13 protein-coding genes are annotated in these 18,922 nt (G+C 54.6%); 5 read left to right on the forward strand and 8 right to left on the reverse strand.

Annotation, left to right across the window (positions count from 1 at the left end; all coding sequences use genetic code 11):
* Positions 1-15: 15 nt before the first annotated feature.
* Complete coding sequence (locus G6R38_RS03575; protein ID WP_166820288.1) at positions 16-447, reverse strand: ExbD/TolR family protein; 432 nt, start codon at positions 445-447, stop codon at positions 16-18.
* On the opposite strand from G6R38_RS03575, the gene mutY reads away from it, so the two are divergent.
* Entirely contained in the window at positions 446-1,855 is a 1,410-nt protein-coding gene (gene mutY, locus G6R38_RS03580; protein WP_166820289.1) for an A/G-specific adenine glycosylase, read from the forward strand. The genes G6R38_RS03575 and mutY overlap by 2 nt on opposite strands.
* Here mutY and epmA read toward each other — a convergent pair.
* On the reverse strand, positions 1,827-2,807 hold the full coding sequence (gene epmA, locus G6R38_RS03585) for an EF-P lysine aminoacylase EpmA (protein ID WP_166820290.1): 981 nt from the start codon (positions 2,805-2,807) through the stop codon (positions 1,827-1,829). The genes mutY and epmA overlap by 29 nt on opposite strands.
* Positions 2,808-2,965: 158 nt before the next feature.
* On the opposite strand from epmA, the gene hisD reads away from it, so the two are divergent.
* The gene (hisD, locus tag G6R38_RS03590; protein WP_166820291.1) at positions 2,966-4,333 is read left to right on the forward strand and encodes a histidinol dehydrogenase; all 1,368 of its coding nucleotides are present in this window, start codon (positions 2,966-2,968) and stop codon (positions 4,331-4,333) included.
* Positions 4,334-4,364: 31 nt separating this feature from the next.
* On the opposite strand, the gene G6R38_RS03595 is transcribed toward hisD, so the two are convergent.
* From G6R38_RS03595 to G6R38_RS03615, 5 genes are all read right to left on the reverse strand, one after another.
* Positions 4,365-5,336 (reverse strand): esterase/lipase family protein, encoded by a 972-nt coding sequence (locus G6R38_RS03595; protein ID WP_166820292.1) that lies wholly within the window; start codon positions 5,334-5,336, stop codon positions 4,365-4,367.
* 55 nt (positions 5,337-5,391) lie between these two features.
* On the reverse strand, positions 5,392-7,344 hold the full coding sequence (locus G6R38_RS03600; RefSeq protein ID WP_166820293.1) for a DUF2029 domain-containing protein: 1,953 nt from the start codon (positions 7,342-7,344) through the stop codon (positions 5,392-5,394).
* Between the two features lie 21 nt (positions 7,345-7,365).
* On the reverse strand, positions 7,366-8,286 hold the full coding sequence (gene fhcD, locus G6R38_RS03605) for a formylmethanofuran--tetrahydromethanopterin N-formyltransferase (RefSeq protein WP_166820294.1): 921 nt from the start codon (positions 8,284-8,286) through the stop codon (positions 7,366-7,368).
* 118 nt (positions 8,287-8,404) lie between these two features.
* On the reverse strand, positions 8,405-9,079 hold the full coding sequence (locus G6R38_RS03610) for a response regulator transcription factor (protein WP_240928052.1): 675 nt from the start codon (positions 9,077-9,079) through the stop codon (positions 8,405-8,407).
* Positions 9,072-11,252: a PAS domain-containing sensor histidine kinase gene (locus G6R38_RS03615; protein WP_166820296.1), complete on the reverse strand. Its 2,181-nt coding sequence runs from the start codon at positions 11,250-11,252 to the stop codon at positions 9,072-9,074. Before G6R38_RS03615 ends, G6R38_RS03610 begins: the two co-directional genes overlap by 8 nt.
* Positions 11,253-11,533: 281 nt before the next feature.
* On the opposite strand from G6R38_RS03615, the gene G6R38_RS03620 reads away from it, so the two are divergent.
* The 3 genes from G6R38_RS03620 to G6R38_RS03630 all read left to right on the forward strand — a co-directional run bounded on the left by G6R38_RS03620 (position 11,534) and on the right by G6R38_RS03630 (position 17,273).
* Entirely contained in the window at positions 11,534-12,460 is a 927-nt protein-coding gene (locus tag G6R38_RS03620; protein WP_240928053.1) for a MotA/TolQ/ExbB proton channel family protein, read from the forward strand.
* A gap of 353 nt (positions 12,461-12,813) precedes the next feature.
* Positions 12,814-15,390, forward strand: coding sequence for an outer membrane protein assembly factor BamB family protein (locus G6R38_RS03625; RefSeq protein WP_166820297.1), 2,577 nt, complete (start codon positions 12,814-12,816; stop codon positions 15,388-15,390).
* Positions 15,391-15,566: 176 nt separating this feature from the next.
* On the forward strand, positions 15,567-17,273 hold the full coding sequence (locus G6R38_RS03630) for a PQQ-binding-like beta-propeller repeat protein (RefSeq protein ID WP_166820298.1): 1,707 nt from the start codon (positions 15,567-15,569) through the stop codon (positions 17,271-17,273).
* A 140-nt stretch (positions 17,274-17,413) separates the two neighbouring features.
* Here G6R38_RS03630 and G6R38_RS03635 read toward each other — a convergent pair whose 3' ends face one another.
* A complete protein-coding gene (locus tag G6R38_RS03635; RefSeq protein ID WP_166820299.1) occupies positions 17,414-18,844 on the reverse strand; it encodes an oxidoreductase in 1,431 nt (476 codons plus the stop codon).
* Between the last annotated feature and the right edge of the window lie 78 nt (positions 18,845-18,922).

The raw sequence follows: 18,922 nt of genomic DNA on the forward strand, positions 1-18,922 counted from the left end.
GCACGGGATTGTCGACTACGGATTCCCCGACGAACTCAACGTACGAGCCGCCAACGTAAATCGTTTGATCTTGAGACGTTTACACACATCGATAATGTCCACAACTCGTTGCAAATTCGTATCCGACTCACCGCCGATGACAACAGCTTGCTCAGCGTAATTCTGTTTCTTCGCGGCGAGCAATTGCTCAAGCTCTTCCAATGTCACCACTTTTTGATTCACTAGGAGCACACCATCTTGGCGAATCGCAATTCGCACCGGATCAGGCCCCGGGGTCAACGCAGTCGCTTCCGTTCGAGTCGCAGCCAGTTCGATGTCGAACATGGTCAGATTATCATCAGCGAATTGTGTGCCGACCATGAAGAAAATGATTAACAGGAACACAATGTCGATCATCGGCGTCAAATTCAGCGACGGTTCTTCGACCGACTCGGTTTTCAGGGGCATGGCTAGATTTCGTCGGCTGAAGAATTATGACATAACCGTTGACAAACAAAAGGCTTACACCCACAATCGCCTGCAAATTCTAATCCATAATCATTCGAACCGCCTTGTCGGTGCCATTATAGATATCGGAAATTCACCGCGAAACAGCAAGGGCAAAAACAAAACGACAGTCTCCAACCCTCAGAACGAAGGACTCCGCTTCATCGACGATTCAGCCTCGAATTCGGTTCCCGATCTCTTCGATTCTCCTCGAAAAACCGCCCTTCGGCGAAACCTTAAAAGTTGGTACCGGAAAAAACGGCGGGAGTTGCCCTGGCGAGACACGTCGGAACCGTACCGCATTTGGATCAGCGAAATCATGCTGCAACAGACAACCGTTGCAGCGGTGATCCCATATTACCATCGTTTTTTTGAACGACTGCCGGACTTGGTCGATCTGGCGACGGCCGACGAAGACGCGGTTTTGCAGCTTTGGGAGGGTTTGGGTTATTACAGTCGAGCACGGAACCTGCACAAGGCTGCGAAGCTGTTGATCGATGAGTTCGATGGCGAGTTTCCACGCGATGTGGCGACCTTACAGAAGCTCCCCGGAATCGGACGCTACACCGCCGGAGCGATTGCCTCGTTCGCATTTGGAGTCCGAGCCCCGATTGTCGAAGCCAACACACTTCGTTTGTACAGTCGCCTGCTCGCGTATCGGGATGATCCAAAATCAACCGCCGGACAACGCCTATTGTGGCAATTCGCTGAGGATATTCTGCCAAAAACCGACGTGGGGGACTTCAATCATGCGTTGATGGACCTGGGAGCGACCGTCTGCCGACCAAGTGAGCCGGATTGCCCCGAGTGTCCACTCGTTCGTGTCTGCAGGACCGCGGAACTTGGCTTGCAAGCGGAGATACCGCTCGCCAAGCAGAAACCGCAAATCACGGATCTCACCGAAGTCTGCTTTGCAATTCGACATGGTGATGAATACCTGCTTCGTCGCCGCCAAGCTGGAGAGTGGTGGACCGGGCTGTGGGATTTCCCCCGGCTTTCCCTTACGGCGGAAGAAGTTGCAACGTTAGGAATCGGTTCTGGCCAACGAAATCCAAAGCGTTCAAAGTCGAAGATGTTACCAGGATTGGAACTGATTCCATCCGCAGTCAACGACCGACTGAAACAGGAAGTGAGTACGTTGACGGGCGTCGAAATCCACACGGGCGAACTTTTGGAAGTCCTAAAGCATGGTGTGACCCGTTACCGAATTCGTCTGCTCTGTTTCAAAGCTGATTATGCACAGGGAACGATTCGCTCCGACGCCGAGTTAGAGTGGGTCCATCCCGATGCGTTTTCGGAATTCGCCCTCACCAAGACGGCCCGGCAGTTGGCGAACCGGCTTACGCCCGATCGAACGGAAACGCAATGACATCGGCGATGTCCTCGCTGTTTTCCAGCAAGAGCAAAAGCCGATCAAATCCCAACGCCACTCCTGAACTTGCCGGCAAGCCTGACTCCATTGCATCGAGGAGACGATTCGAAGTCGGCAACGCGGCCTTTCCGTTGGCCATTCGGATTTCATTCTCCCGACCGATTCTTCGACGCAATTCCACGGGATCGATGAGTTCATTGTATCCGTTACAAATCTCGACCCCGCGAATGTACAATTCGAACCGCTCGGCCACCGGCGGCGAGTCGGACCGAATTTTCGCCAACGCTGCCTGACTGGCCGGGTAATCGTACAAGAAGCATGGTTTTTCTTGACCGAGATGTGGCTCCACCAACTCCGCCAACAGAAAATTCAGCCACTCATCGCGATCGTTTCCAAAAGTGCTCGGTGCCGATGACGAATGCCGGTCCGCTATCTCGCGAAGCTCTGACACCTCACAGCTCAAAACCCGCTGTCCCGTGAACCGCTCAAACGCTTCGTCATACGTCAGGCGTTCAATTTCGGTGATGCCGACGAGTGTTGGGGAAACTTTCCGAAGTAGACTCTCAGTGAAATCCATTTGCCGATGGTGATCGTCGCCGACCTGATACCACTCGATCATCGTGAATTCGGGATTGTGAAGCCGTCCGGATTCTCCCTGTCGGAAGACTTTGCCGATCTGAAAAATCGCTTCCGCTCCGGCGGCGAGCAGCCGTTTCATAGCGAATTCAGGCGAGGTTTGCAGGAAGATTGGTTTCGCCTTGGTGGCGTCTGTGCCATGCGTCACAAACGGATCGAGATGAGCATCAACGACTGTGTCATGCGAGAGAATGGGCGTTTCGACTTCCCAGTATCCCGCGTCGTGAAACGCCGCTCGAATCGACTTCAACAACTCCGCACGCCGGCGGAGCGTCTCCAATTTTGCGGTCGGACGGAAATCGTTTGAGGTCATAACAATGGATTCTCGAAATCCCGTCGTGGACGGGCAGGGCATGAACTACGGGAACGACTCTGGCCCCGAAGTCCGCAATCACCAATTCAATCCCTTTTCCATTTGGTGGCTTCGGACTAGGATGCTTTGCCAGGTGTATTTTGAAAAAGGCTGAGGTCATGAGCGAACGTCCCAACATCCCCGTCATCCGCACGAACGAAGACAGTGCGGACGAATTGCTCGCCGAGTTGCGGGAGAAACTCAGTCCGCGTGGTGATGTCGTTTCGCCCGCCGGTCGCCAGCGAACGCAGGAGTTGTTCGGTGAACCACTCACACCGCAACAGGTGGTCGAACGGATCTGTCAGGACGTCAATACTGACGGCCTGACCGCCGTGGTGGACTATACTCAAAAACTCGATCAGGTCGACCTCCGACCGGAAACAATTTGCGTTTCACCCGCCGAATTAGCCGATGCCCACGCAAATGCCGACACGGAGTATCTGGAAACGATCCGCCGAGTTCGCGACAACATTCGCGAGTTCCAATCCGGAATGCTCAATCGCGATTTTGAATTGAAACGCACGGCGGGGCAGGGTGCAGTTCAGTTACGACAACGTTATCGGCCGCTACGACGGGTCGGCATCTGTGTGCCCGGGGGAGCGGCGGCGTATCCGTCGACGCTGTTGATGACGGCCGTTCCCGCTCAAACGGCTGGCGTAAAGGAGATCGCGGTCGTGGCTCCGCCGACCGCGTTCGGAAGTTACAACGGTCATTTGCTGGCCGCCTGTCATGAATTGGGAATCACCGAGGTCTACCGGATCGGTGGGGCACAGGCCGTCGCGGCGATGGCTTACGGTGTCGAGGGGATTGAACGAGTCGACAAAATTGTGGGGCCAGGAAATTTGTTCGTCGCACTCGCGAAACGACACGTCTTCGGCGAAGTCGACATCGACAGCATCGCGGGTCCGAGTGAAGTGGTGGTCATCGCCGATGAAACCGCCCGACCGGAATTTGTCGCTTCCGATCTCATTTCCCAGGCCGAGCACAGTCCGGGTTCGGGCGTGTTGATCACATGGCATGAACCACTGATCGAAGCGGTGCAGGATCACTTGGCAACGCAATTGGCCCGATTGGAACGTGGTGACTTGGCACGGCAGGGCTTGGAAGATTTTGGAGCATTGATTCTCGCGAAAGACGCCGCCGAAACGGCTCGGTTGACCGACGAAATCGCACCGGAGCACTTGCATATTTCCATGGATGAACCGGAGCCGATGTTGGATCAAATCCAAAACGCCGGGGCGATTTTCCTCGGGCATTTCACACCGGTCGCTTTTGGCGATTACGTGGCTGGTCCGTCACACGTGCTACCGACCGGCGGCACCGCCCGCTTCGCACACGGTTTGTGTGCCAACGATTTTCTCAAGCAGTCGTCGGTCATCCACTACGATCAAGCGGCGTGTGAGCACGGTGCGAGTGATGTAGAGCGTTTGGCCGCAGTCGAGGGTTTAACCGCCCACAGTGCCAGTGTCTCAATCCGTTTGAAATAGGTTGTTCTGACGCAAACGGTGTTCAACCAGCTCATTCCGCTTCGACGTTGACGGCCGGTCGTGGGATGGGTTGAGTCTCACCCGTTTTCCGAAATCGACCGGATTGAAAAAATTCCAGCGTCGCTTCGATCGCGGTATCGTCTCTTAGCAAAAATGTGTGAAGACAGCAAACTTCGAGAAAGTCGCTCGCCCCCGGAAGTCGGGTACTGGCAACGGACACCACGCCGTCATCGTCACCTGGCAAGAGCGGATTGAACCCCTGCGGTTTGCCACGTGCGCCGGCGATGACTCCGAATGGAAAATCCGGGGTGGGCAAGGAATCGACGTATTTGGAATCCGTCGCCAACTGTTGTCCGCTCGGTCCAAAGATCAGCCGAAAGGCGATATTGCGTTTGAAGGTTTTCGCAATGTTCGCTCCCAGATTCGGTGTGCCGATCATCACCATGCGGTGCAACCGATCGTCCGGTTCATTCTGAAGATATTGACGAACAACGATTCCGCCCATGCTGTGCGTCACGATGTCGATTTGTTCGATCCCTTCCAACGAAGCGATTACCTGACGCAGAAATTCGGCCGCGACTTTGACCTCTGCCCGCGTGCTGGGGTAATCGAACACGACGACCGTGTAACCTGCGTCTCGAAGGGCTTTTCGCATCCGTTCGAAGGACTTGGACGAGCGAATCAGTCCATGGATGAGTAACGCCGCCTTGCCTTTCATCGGTGGAATTGATCGGCTCTTCCGGACTTCATCTAATTTCGCCCGACACTCCTCCAGCGTGCCAGACGCATGGCGAAAGTCATCGGGATCAAGTAAACGATAGTGTTTTGTGATGATATGTTGCTGAATTCTCCAGCCCGACTGGAATGCAACATCGCCCCAAAATTGCCGCCCACCCATCGTTTTCATCAGTAGACTCGGTTGCGTGGTTGAATGTGGTTCCGATGCGGCCCCGAAGGCCCCTCCAAGGAGAACGACAATCAACGTGGTCAGGATCCTCAGCATGGAAAACTTACTCCTTCGGCTTCCATGAAAATAGAAACTTCGCCTCCAGCGACGTTCACTTCTGACGAACCGTTTTATCGGTGTAAGGCGGATCATCGCCGAGCCAACTCGCGGCGGTGATGTCGAATCGACGGTAGCGGTACGGCTCATTGGAACCGTCAACTCGAACCGTCGTTTCAAATCGCAAACAACCGAATGGCACCTGATCACTAATCCAAACATCACTCCGATACCAGTAAGCCTGCGAGCTATCGTTCGGCTCGAACCGAACGCGAGACGCGGCCTGCTGACAACGAATGGCATCTTCGCGTAGCGGCGTCTTCAAATACCGAATATGGTCGGCATTATACCCACGGGCTTTGGGCATGTTGCGGAAGAACGTGCGGGCGGATTCCTGAGCGGCTTTCGACGGTGCTTGTCCTCCCGGCCACACTAGAAACTCACGTGGTGGGCGACCGGCATGAAAACGCTCTTCGAGGATATAATACGTTTCACGTCGTTGGTCCGCAGATCCTCGGTTCCAATCGACGATGATCGTTCTGGCATCGTGATTCGCATACTGAATTCGACCACCGTCGGTCAGTCGCAGTGTCGTGATAGTTCCATCGACGTCGCTGGATTCAAATTCCACCCAACTTTTCTGAGTGGGATCGGGCGGTAGGGAATGAATCCAGGTCGTCAATGGGCGTTCAAACTTTGGTGCCGGTGCGTCGTAGTCGATCCATTCCGCTTGCTTCATCAGATCGAATAACCAAGACGGTCGCCAGGGATTCCCGATGGCGGAAGCCATGGAGTATACGGAAATCGAAAGACACACCCCGACTACGAATTGGAACCAACGCCGTTGTCCCCAGGCATCAAGAACCGGAATCATCCCAACCAACCAGAACGGAATCAGCCAGAACGCCCAGCGAAGCCCCGCGGTATTGCCACCGTAATTGTAGTTGGCCGTCCGGCTCATATAGAACGCGAGAATGGCGACCGTTAGCAACGCTCCTAAGCCGTGCAGAATCCGGAGTGGAGACTTCCACGTCTTGGGAAGGAACCACCCCAACCATCCGAAAAGAAAGATCGGCGTGAGCGACAAAATCCCATGATGTCCGATCACGCAGTGCATGAAATAGACGGCGGTTGATTCTGTGTTGGCGTCAATCCCGCGTGGGAACATCCAGTAACTTGGAACGCCTTGATGGATGTATTCGTAGGTTTCGGTTCCGTAATACGCATAGAACGGTTTCACACCACCGGTGACGAGATAATTCGTCACGAAAAAAGCGGCAAGCGGGATCAAAGCGGCTGGCACGAAACACAACAATGTGCGGAGCCAATCGTGTTTGACCAACAGCAGGAATGTGGCCACGCCGAACAATGCCGCCGGCAGTTCGCAGGTGCAAGCGAAGGCGGCAAACAAACCTGCCACGATAAAATATCCCGGCGAGCGACTACCATCGATCACGATCCGGGACAACGCCGCCAGCACGAAAATGACACTGATTGCGGCCGGCGTGTGGTTGTTCAATGTAACTGAGAAAGTACTCAGGTACGTTCCGAACGCAGCCGACAAGAACACCGCCGCCCAGGTAACTTCGCTTTCCATGTAGCGTGTGATGAACCTCGAAAGAACCGTCAGCCCAATGAGCAACGGAAGCAAATTCACGATGACCAGCACCGAGCGAGCCGCGCGATCTGTGTCGTCGGTCAAATTCCAACCGGTTGTCGCTCGGATCGCTTCGTAAACTCCCGCGACAATCGTGGGCAACAAGGGAGGTTTTGACGAATAAAAATGCCCGTCGTGACGGACTTTGTCGATCGTGTCCCAATCATCGTTTTGGATGATCTCGTCGATTTGGTAGGTCCCACGTTCCGACAGCGACCACACCGTTGCCCAACGGGAACGGTCATTGGCACTGAGAAGCGGATCGACGTTCAAAATTGCCGCCATTCCCAGCCCGGCGGTCACACAAATCACAAACCAGAACAGCGGACGTTTCGCGGATGGAGCGTTCATCAGGCTGACGATTCCAATAAGTTAATCCGCAAGCAATTCGCGGAGGTGAAAGTGGAACGGCCCCAGATCTCCACCATAGTTGCCAGCCGTAATTTGCGTTAGTCCCGGACATTTGGCAGCGGCGTGAAGCCCCGCTTTCATCGCGTCGCGGACTGGAGCTTCGGACAGCCCGTCAATCACAATCTCGTAGACGCAAGCCGTCTCCGCCGATAATGCCGACTTCGTGAGTGGGCGAACCGTCGGGCAATAGGCATCGTTGGTACTCGCTTTGAGCTTCTTGTATTTCGAGCCTACTTTGCTACCACTCCGGACAATCCCACCAGGGAACGGGAGAATGACTTCGGGAACGGCTCGCATCGCGTTCGCGGCAGCTTCGGTCGCGGCTAGCGTCTCCGCTTGCGTTCGTCCACAAAGAATGAGATTCCCTCCGGCGACACCTTTCACCGTCCCGAAGCGATCTTCGCAAAGGAATTCGCCATCCATGACCGGCAACCGCCAGAACCGTCGCGGACCAAGCTTCTTCGAGACCTGCATGCCATCGCCGAAGAACCGCAGTTGCCCGCCGATCGAGATTTGCTTCTCGCGAGGCGTGTCTTCCAAGCCGTTGTAGCACGCCGTTGTGGGGCAGGTGAGCACACATTGACCGACGCGGTTGCTGACAGCGGTTTGCAACGCGTCTCGACTGAATGCGAAGGCCAACACACTCACGCCCGGCCGACCATCAGGCGTTTCGTCGGAGTTCCAAGTTCGTTCAATGGCGGCTTCGATATCGCAGGCAATGACGCTGGTGGCGAATCCGCTGAATTGCTCGGCGGCCACCTGAGCCCAACGTTCAGTACATGCCGTAATGATGAGCCGGGTGCCGACGATGGGAAACGCCTCGGCAAAGGTATCGACGATCCCGACCCCGTCGAACTCGAGCAGATTGGGAGACTCGGTCATGGTGTGCGTGCTATTCGATTGAGCCGATCAAATCCGTGTGTGAAGGCTCGTAGATTAACCGACCCTTTCGCAAACAACCACCGTGACCGATCATCTTCGGCTGTCCCCAAGCCGAAAATCAGAGTTCTTCATCGGGGACCTGTCTTCGCATATGGATGAGTTGCGGGACGCCTTGCGCTTCCATCTTCTTCATAATGCGGGCTCGATGGGCTTCCACGGTTTTGAAACTGATCTTCAGTTCCTCCGCAATGGCTTTGCTGGATTGCCCCTCGACGACGTATTCCATGACCTCAGTCTCTCGGGGCGTCAGCGATTTCAACCGCTTGATGATCGCCTGATAAGCTGCCTGAGCTTTGCGATTTTGCCGATCGAGTTCCAACGCCCGATGAACGTGTTCCAGCAACACTTCATCACTCGCCGGCTTCTCAAGAAAATCCACCGCACCGGCTTTCATTCCTCGCACGGCCATCGGCACATCACCATAACCAGTGAGCAGAATGATCGGAATTTTGATCCGATCCGCTTGCAGCTTTTCCTGCAATTCCAGACCACTCATTCCCGGCATCCGGACGTCAAGGACCAAACACCCGGGTTGGCTTGGATCGTAAAATTCCAAGAATTCAAAGGCGTCCGCGAAGGCCCGCGATTTCAGTTGAACAGACTCGAAAAGCCAACACAGCGACTTTCGCATGGCGTCTTCGTCGTCAACCACGAAAACGGTCGGTTGCTCGGTGGTTTCGCTTGGCAGCGTCGCGCTGGCGTTCGAAACCGTTTCCTGATTTTCGTTATACACGAGGATTTTCTCCTTGGGAGATCGGCAAAGTAAAATGGAAAACGACACCGGGTCTGTTTTGTTCGTCCCTCCACAACCGACCGCCATACTGTTCCACAATCGCCCGACTCATGGTGAGTCCCATACCAAAGCCTGTCTTCTTGGTAGTGAAGAAAGGTTCAAACAAGTTTTCCAAAACTTCCTTGGAAAGTCCAGGACCATTATCGGCAATGGTAAATTTCACCAACGTTTCCTGATGAACAACCGCCGACAAATGCACCACGGGCGGGGTCTCTTCGGGACTCCGACCATGCTCTGCGAACGCTTCCACTGCATTGGAAATTAGATGGACCAAGACTTGCTCGATCTGCAAGGGATCGGCCGCGATATTGGGAAGAGAGTCCGGCACATCCAGGAGGATTTCCACACCATTAACACGAGCGATCGGCGTGACCCAATGGACGGCCTCTTGGATGATCTGATAAGTCGCCACTCGGTGACTGGCTGAACCACGAGAACTCAAGAACCGACGCAAACGGCGGATGGAGTTACTTGCCTGGTTGGCTTGCTCGGTCACGCCTTCCAGGGCATCGATCAAACCTGCGGATTGAGCCTGAAACGTTTGAGCAGCGGTCTCGCTTGGCTCCGATGTCATTTTCTGAATCCGCCGGATGCAACCGCGAGCGAAATTGGCGATGGCGGCGAGCGGGTTATTCACTTCATGGGCCACCATGGTGGCCATTTGCCCCAATGACGTCAGTTGCGCCAATCGTTCGAATTCGAGTTGCCGACGTCGAACTGCATCTTGTGCTTCGAAAAGTTTGGTCATGTCCGTCGCGACCACAATCACTGCGATCACACGACCGAACCGCCGGATCGGACCGATACGACAAGAAAAATGTCGCAGAACACCATCGACGCCAGGGCTTTGAACCTCTTGAGTCATGATCTCGCCGGTCTCGAAGACCCGTTGGATCACCGCACGAGATTCTTCCGCTTTCTGAGGAGAAATAAAGTCGTACGCCGATTTCCCCACCAAGTCCTCGACACGCGATGGTCGTTGAGCACGATTCACATACAGAAGTGTTCCCGATCGGTCCAAGGTACATACGGTATCCGGCACACATTCGAGGAAATACGTCAACGCATTTTCGCTCAGTTTTGAATCCTGAACGGGGGTTAATTGACCATCGGCATGCTCAATTGGACTACGGCGTTTGATGAGATTTTCCAGTTCTCCGGCAAACCGTTGCCAATTTGCATACGGTTGACGAAACTCGCCATCAAGCTCACTTTGTTTCTCTTCGAAGTGTCTGAGAACACGCCTTCGCTTTGTCGTCTCCTCGACAATCATCAGGACATAATCCTGATGAGGAACCTGGAGACGATCGGCGGATACCGTGACCGTGATTTCCTTCCCGTCCTTAGTTTTCAGTATCGTATCGACAGGATTCGAACGCCCATATGCAAACGCTTCCGATCGGAGTTTTTCGAACAAATCCAGATCATTGAACATTGGGAGTTGCGAGAGCATTTGCCCGACAATCTCGCCCCGGTCACAACCAACGATGCCCAGAAATTCCGTATTGGCATCGACAACCGACAGAGTGTCTTCCGTCAGCACGAGCAGCCCTAGTGCATTGATCACAAAGGCTTCCCGGAAAATCTCGCTCGTTTGTTGGAACGCGATACGTGCAATTTCACGGTCCGTCACCACCACGGACATTCCCCGCACTCCAACGACTTCGTCCCTCGACTCGGACAAGATCGGCGTGTAATGCGTGTCGAAATACGTCCCGTCCAGGTAGACCGTCTCCGAAAGTTCTTCGCCATCCAGAACATTGCGGATGGTCTCGAGGATATTCGGATACTCTCGATACATCTCCCAGACCGACCAACCGACCGCATCACCCTCGCCCAAGCCGATCAAATCCAAACCACGGCCGCGAGACTCCGTAAAGATCCCGTGCCGATCCATGCTCCAGAAAATAATGGGAGCCTTATCGACAACAAGGCTCAATTGATGCTCAGTCGCTGATTGGGCGTTGTGATTGCCTGTACGCTGATCGCCGTCGCGTGAAGCACGATAACGCAACACCTCACGGCGGAGATCTTCGTTCTCGGCTTGGAGTTCGGCGAGTTGTTTTTGGAGACTCTCGTAATCCGCCAAACTGACGGAACTTTCTTGCTCCATTGAAGCCCCTCATCAACACGAAACACTTTGCATTTTGATCCGCTCGACCAAATGAGAGGATCGGATCAACAACTGCGTGTCACAGATGTTAGGCACAATCGCAGGAGTGCGTCAAACGCATCGGTGAATATCTGTCGCGTGTCAAACGATGTCGCTGCGGCACACCGTACCATGTGACTTCGGATTATGACGTCTTTCGTTCCAGGCAATTCCCTGATCTTGCCGGATCTTCGATTATTCGTCATGATGCACCCTCCGGCCAAACATCTGGGAGAGGGAACGTGCCAGAATTGAATGATCAGCCCCGAAAACAACAACCACAACGGAGTCGTCTGTTTCGACGATTCAGTTGCGTGGCTCTGGCCATTGGGCTGATATGGTGCTGTATTCCCGTATTCGGTCAAGAACCGATTCCCGCTGAGGATTTTCCTCCAACCGCCGCGGCCGAGGATGCCACGACCGCTGCCGATACCGACGGTGCTCAAGACGCGGAGAAATCGCAACGCCAAGCGATTCCCCTCACACCACGCGAATTTGCCGAGGCGTTGGGATGGTACTTCCTCGCACCGTTCGCATTGGCGTCCTTCATTGCGATTTGGTTCGGAATCGAGCGATTGATCGTGCTCCGCCGAGGCCGTGTGATTCCACGGGCCTTCGTCGAACGCTTTCTCGATCACATGGAACAAGGCAAACTCGACGCCGATAGTGCGTTGCAACTTTGTGAGGAAAATGGCAGCCCGGTCGCCGAGGTCTTCGCCCACGGTGTCCGCAAATGGGGCAAGCCGAGTGTGGAAGTCGAACAAGCCATTATTGACGGTGGCGAACGGCAAGTGAGCCAATTGCGTCGGCACCTGCGTGTTTTGAATGGCGTATCGACAGTCACACCGCTGATGGGATTGTTGGGCACCGTCGTCGGGATGATTATGGCGTTCAATCAGATCGCCTCCGGTGACGCCATGGGCAAACCTGAGCAACTCGCTTTCGGCATCGCACTCGCGTTGCTGACAACAGCTGTCGGTTTATCCATCGCAATTCCCTCATTAATCCTCTACCTCTATCTGTCCAGCCGAGTCGACGCGCTGGTCATGGAGATGGACCTGCTCGCACAGAACGTGGTCCACCTCATCTCCTATGAGGCTCTTGCAAAGGAAGCTGGCAGCGGCACCAAATCCCGCAGCCGCTCCACACGGAAGAAGGCCGTTTCGTAACCGGCGCGACCGTTCTCATCTTCGCGCGGAACTGTCGGAAACGCACGGATTCACTTCGCGATCGCGTAACGTCTCCTGTCGCGGACAATAAACCGCTGCGTCCGTCGGGCCTGACAAATGTCTTCCGAATTTGCAGGTTACAACGACTTCACTCGCTTGCCGGACTGGTTGCGCTCGGGTATCGTAAATTGTGTCGATTCGGTTCGACTCTTGCCGGAAGACCGCGACGCTCCCCGCCTTAAATATGAATCGGTTTCGTGACCGGTCCATCCTACCGCCGAAGGTGCCCGCGGCTTTAACTCGACGATCGATCCTCACATCGGCCCGCACACCCTCAAGATGAAAGCAATGCAATGAAACCAAGAAGCTGCAACCGATTTCTGATTACTTGCTTGGCGGTGATGACCGTCGGCGTGTCGTCAGTGACTCCGCTTTCGCTCTCGGCAGGCGAACCGTGGGATGCCGCCGAGATGGATTGGCCTCACTGGCGTGGTCCCGAGATGAATGGTATTTCTCGGGAAAAAAATCTTCCCACCACTTGGCAACCCGGCGGTGAAAACGTCGTGTGGGAACGCGAAGACTTGGCCAGCCGATCGACCCCGGTCGTCATGGACGGCTTGCTCTACACGATCGTTCGTGACAAACCCGGTACGAAGCTCGAAGGCGAGAAAGTCATTTGTGTTGACGCCGCCACCGGCAAAACCAAATGGGAAAGCATCTTCAACGTCTTTCTCTCCGATGTCCCCGACACTCGCGTGGGTTGGTCAAGCGTCATCGCCGACCCGGAAACCAACAAAGTGTTCGCCCTGGGTGTGTGCGGTTACTTCCAATGCCTCGACGCCAAAACCGGCGAGACGCTTTGGTCACACTCCTTGAGTGAAGAATACGGGTTGCTCTCCACGTATGGTGGCCGAACGAATTTCCCGATGACCTACAAAAACTTGGTCATCATCAGTGCGATCGTGATCGGCTATGGTGACATGGCGAAGCCAGCACACCGTTTTGTCGCATTCGACCAACGCAACGGCCAACCGGTCTGGTTCGAAGGCACAAGCTTGCTGCCGGAAGACACCACTTACAGTTCCCCTGTACTGACTTCGTTCAACGGGGAAGCGGCGATGGTGTTTGCCTCTGGCGATGGTGGCGTCCACGCCTTCCAACCAGAAACCGGCAAAAACATCTGGACCTACAACGTGTCGGCCCGCGGGATCAACACCACACCGGTCATCGCTGGCAACACCGTGATTTGCGGTCACAGTGAAGAAAACCTCGACACCACCAAAATGGGCGCGTTGTTCGCTATTGATGGACTGAAGAAAGGCGACATCACAAAGTCTGGTGAAATCTGGCGACAAACCGAATGGTTCGTCGGCAAGAGCACGCCAATTGTTGTCGACGGCCGCGTCTACGCCTGTGAAGACACCGGCACGATGATCATCGCCGACATCGAAACCGGCAAGAAGATCGACGAAGTTCGGCTCGGCGGTCCCATGCGGAGCAGCCCGATTTACGCGGATGGCAAAATCTACCTGCTTACGGAAAACGGACGTTGGTGGGTCTTCAAGCCGTCCGAAGATGGTGTCGAAACCGTTGAACGCGCTCGATTGCGAATCGGTGAATCGTACGGTTCGCCAATCGTTTCGCACGGCCGAATCTACATTCCTACAACTTACGGCCTGTATTGCATTGCATCCGCCGACGCGGAACCCGAAGCCGATCCACGTCCCGAACCACCAGCGATCACGCCGGTTGGGGAAGACGATCAACCCGCAACTGCCGCTGTGGTCCCCGTAGAATCAGTCTTGCGACCCGGGCAAAAACAACAGTTCCAAGTTCGCCTGTTCAATGAACGTGGCCAATATCTTGGGCTTGCCGACAAAGATAACCCGGCGAAGTTCACGCTTGAAGGTAAGGGTAAAATCGCAAGCGATGGGCAAACCTATGTCGCTCCATCGTCGAATGATGTCACCGCCGCCACCGTCGTTGCGACCATCGGCGATGTCAAAGCCGACGCCCGAGTCCGAACCTTCCCGCCCTTCCCATGGAAGTACACCTTCGACGATGGTGTCATTCCCGAACCGTGGGTTGGCGTGCGGTATCGTCACATTGTGATCGATTTCAATCTCTTCCGAGAACTCAACCAAATCGATCCACAAACCGCTCAACTCTATCTTGCGTTGATGACCAGCTTCACCAACGGCAACCCGAAAAAAGCGGTCTACGATGACAGCACCCCAAGAAAAACCTGGACCGATTTCGTCGCGTTCCTGGGGATTGGCCAAAGTGCAGGCAGTGTCGAAGAAGCGTCCAAGACCTTGGGACCAGCCTTGCAAACGTTGAAGGACAAAGGCGTCATTTCGGGTTCGAAATTCGACCGCTGGGAGAAAAAATTCGGTGCAGCCACACTCTCCGGGGTTCGATTGAGTGTGGATCGTGGTCCTCGCAAGATCGAGGGCAACGGCGTGATGATGAAGATCAGCACGATCCCGAAAGGTCAACGTAGCCAAGGTTGGATCGGCCCGATCGACCACGCCAATTACACGATCGAAGCCGACGTGATGGGTGCCGCCAAAGCGGGCAAGCTTCCCGACGTCGGTCTCATCGCTCAACGCTACACTATCGACTTGATGGGCGCGAGCCAACAATTGCAGATTCGAACTTGGCCACCGCAATTGCGAATGGCGAAGACGATGCCCTTCGAATGGAAAGCCGACACCTGGTACACGATGAAGTTGCAATCGTCTGTCGAAGGCGACAAAGCGGTCCTTCGCGGGAAAGTCTGGGAGCGGGACCAACCCGAACCGAAAGACTGGATGCTCGAAGCCGTCGACGAAAGCCCGAACGTTATCGGAAGTCCAGGTGTGTTCGGCAACGCCAAGGACTCTGAGGTGTTCTACGATCGCATTCAAGTCTATGCGAACGAAGAATAAGCAAACCGTGGCGTCGATTTTCCATGGTCGACACGCAAGTTCACCCGTATCATTTTTGGACCTCGGACAATTTTATCCGAGGTCATTCCCAAGACGAAGTCTTCAACAGTGTCGGACACATCGAACGCGAATCGGCCTTTGATCGACACACGTGAGATTCATTCAGGAGTCTAACAATGCAACGAGTTTTCTCTGTTGGTCTGGGTTTAGCAACCCTCCTGGCGACGGGTTTGGTGCTCCAAGCCGCCAGCCCATACGCCCAAGACGGTAAAGGCAAAGACCCCACTCAAGAAGCTCTGGACCAAATCGCAGCCCTGGAAGTCGGTAAGCTCGACTGGCCAATGTGGGGGGGAACCACCTTCCGTAACAACACGCCGTTGGGCAAGAACATCCCGACGGAATGGGACGTCGACGAAGGCACAAATATCAAATGGAAAGCTGAACTTGGCTCGCAGACTTACGGCAACGCGGTGATCGCCAACGGTAAGGTTTTCATCGGCACCAACAACGCCGCTGGTTACGTCTCCCGCTATCCGTGGAACGACCAAATCCAAACCGACTTAGGTGTGTTGCTGTGCTTCGACGAGAAAGACGGTCAATTCCTGTGGCAACACTCTAGCCCGAAATTGGCTTCCGGCCGTGTTCACGACTGGCCTCTGCAAGGCATTTGTAGCGCTCCTTATGTCGATGGTGATCGGCTTTGGTTCGTTTCCAGTCGTGGCGAAGTGGTCTGCTGTGACACCGAAGGATTCCATGACGGAGAAAACGACGGCCCGTTCAAAAGCGAAGACAACGAGAACAAAGACGAAGCCGATGTCATTTGGAAGTATGACATGATGGGCCAACTCGGCTCGAGCCAGCACAACATGTGCTCTTGCTCGGTGATCGGCGTGGGCGATGTTCTGTTCGTGAACACCTCGAACGGTGTCGACGAGTCACACATCAACATCCCAGCACCGAACGCCCCCAGTTTCTTCGCCATGAATCGCGATACCGGCAAGGTTCTCTGGACCGACAAGAGCCCTGGCATTCGGATTCTGCACGGGCAATGGTCTTCACCGACTTATGCGGAACTTGGTGGCCGTGCTCAGGTCTTGTTCGCTGGTGGCGACGGATACCTCTACAGTTTTGATCCGAAAGGCGATGGCAAAGGGAACTCGAAACTGCTTTGGAAGTTCGACACCAACCCAAAAGAGTCCAAGTGGATTCTCGGTAGTCGCGGACGCCGGAATAACATCATCGCAACCCCCGTTGTCTACGACGGACTCGTTTATGTCGCCACCGGTCAAGACCCGGAACACGGTGAAGGCGATGGCGATTTGTGGTGCATCGACCCAACCGGTGAAGGCGATGTCAGCCCGACCCTGGGCGTCGATGCCGATGGCAAACCCTTGGAAGACGTGCCACGATTGCAAGCCGTCAATGCGGATGCCGGCGAGAAAGTCATACCGAACCCGAACAGCAAGGTCGTGTGGCATTACGATTGGTTCGATGCCGATGAGAACGACCGCAAAGATTTCGAAGAATTGATTCACCGCTCCTGCGGAACGGTTGCTATCAAAAACGACTTGCTCTACATCGCCGACTTCAGCGGTTTGTTTCACTGTCTCGATGCCAAAAAGCACACCGATGGCAAAGCGACCGTCTATTGGACATATGACATGTTCGCCGCTGCCTGGGGCAGTCCGCTGATCGTAGAAGACAAAGTCTACATCGGTGACGAAGACGGTGACGTTGCGATCTTCGAACTGTCGAAAGAACAGAAGATGATCGAAGAAATCAACATGGGCAACGCGGTTTACTCTACACCTGTTGTCGCGAACAACACGATGTTCATCAGCAACAAGAACACGCTGTACGCCATTAGTGCTGACGGAAAGTAACTTCCGCAAAGTGATGTGAAATCAGCAAAACAGCCCACCAATCAAATTGGTGGGCTGTTTTTTTGTGACAGAATTATGGGCCCAAAACAAGCGTCAGATGCTGCAAATTGCTCGTCATGTAATACGAAACTTGCTCTCGTTTACTCGCTTTTTGCTCGTACCGCTTGGGCGTCTTTCCAGAGGGGACCATACACGTCCTTGTCGAAGGGTGGGCATCCGGTGGCGTATTGGCCAAGCGGGTGGTCCTTGGTTCGCATCAAGTTCGTGCAGTAGGAAAACGTCCGACAGATCTTTTTGCGATTCATCTCGCCGGTTTCTCGTAACGTATTCACAAAGTCCGGATGAGAAAGCGTCGCGCGGCCCATACCGATCAACTGAATTCTGCCAGTTTCGATGTTTCCGGCCGCCGCGTGCATGGCATAATCTTGCAGCCAACTATAACCGCTGCCCATCACAGGAATATCCGGAACAGCTTTCTGAATTTCGGCGGCCAAGCGGAAGTGTCGTTGCACACCAATCAACGGGTGCTCGGGTGCGTGGTAGCCGTCCACGGGCGGGAACTCGGCGGGACGAACCAAATGCGGGTTTGCATAGGGATTCCCCATGGAGACGTTGATCAAATGCACGCCCCATTCACGCAGCCATTTCGCAACTTGAAGCGGTTCCGTGAGGTCTTCTTGGCGATAGTCCTCAGGATCGGTGCCAAATGCCGTCTGAAGCGGATACGAATGTGGGACCGGTTGGCCGATGAAGTCTTCACCTTGACCGCGAAATGGGATTCCATCGTAGACATTCATGCGTGTTGCAATGAGCATCTGCGGAAATTCGGAGCGGATTCGCCCGATGATGTTGCGGATCAGTCGGGTGCGGTTTTCGAGACTCCCACCGTAATCACCAGGGCGATGTTTCGCACCGAGAAGTTCTGAGAGCAGATACCGGTGACACTGCTTCAGATCGATGAAATCGACGCCAGCTTGGTTGGCAAGTTTCGCGGCGGCGAGGTACTGATCTTCAATCCGCTTGAGGTCATCGTCGCTGAGGACGGGATAATCAGCCGAAATTGGTTGGCCGGTCTTCTTGTCGATTGTTAATGGATCGAGCAGGGGATCACGAACCACAATTTGAGGATACCGGCAGCTGAACCGCCCGGAATGAGTCAGCTGCAAACCAATAAGAAAATCATCGGCGGAATCATTCACCTGTTGGTGAGCGTTCCTGCACTCCGCAAGCATGCGAGAGATATCCGAGACGCTGCCGTCGTGAATCCAAAGTTGCCGAGGATTCATGCGGCCTTCATCGGAGATGGCTGTCGCTTCCCCCCAGATCAGTTTCGCGCCACCGGCACCGAACCGCTGATATCGTCGAAACGTCAGTTCATCCGGGAAGCCGTCGGGCGTACCGTCGCAACCTTCCATCGGTTGGATGGCCAGACGATTGCCAACAGTCCGATGGCCGATTTCAAGCGGCTGAAATAAGACGGAGAAGTCTTCCGAAAGTGCAAGTGGCTCGCCCAGACGTGTGGCATCCTGAGCGAGATCATCGAGCGACTTATACTTAAAATAGCGAGCCATAGTTTCCGATCGAATCTCGGCTGTCGAGCCATCCGCGATTGTGTCGCCGGACGGCCGCTGAATTGGTAGTCCAGCCAC

Origin of the sequence: Thalassoroseus pseudoceratinae (assembly GCF_011634775.1) — a bacterium.
GTDB lineage: Bacteria > Planctomycetota > Planctomycetia > Planctomycetales > Planctomycetaceae > Thalassoroseus > Thalassoroseus pseudoceratinae.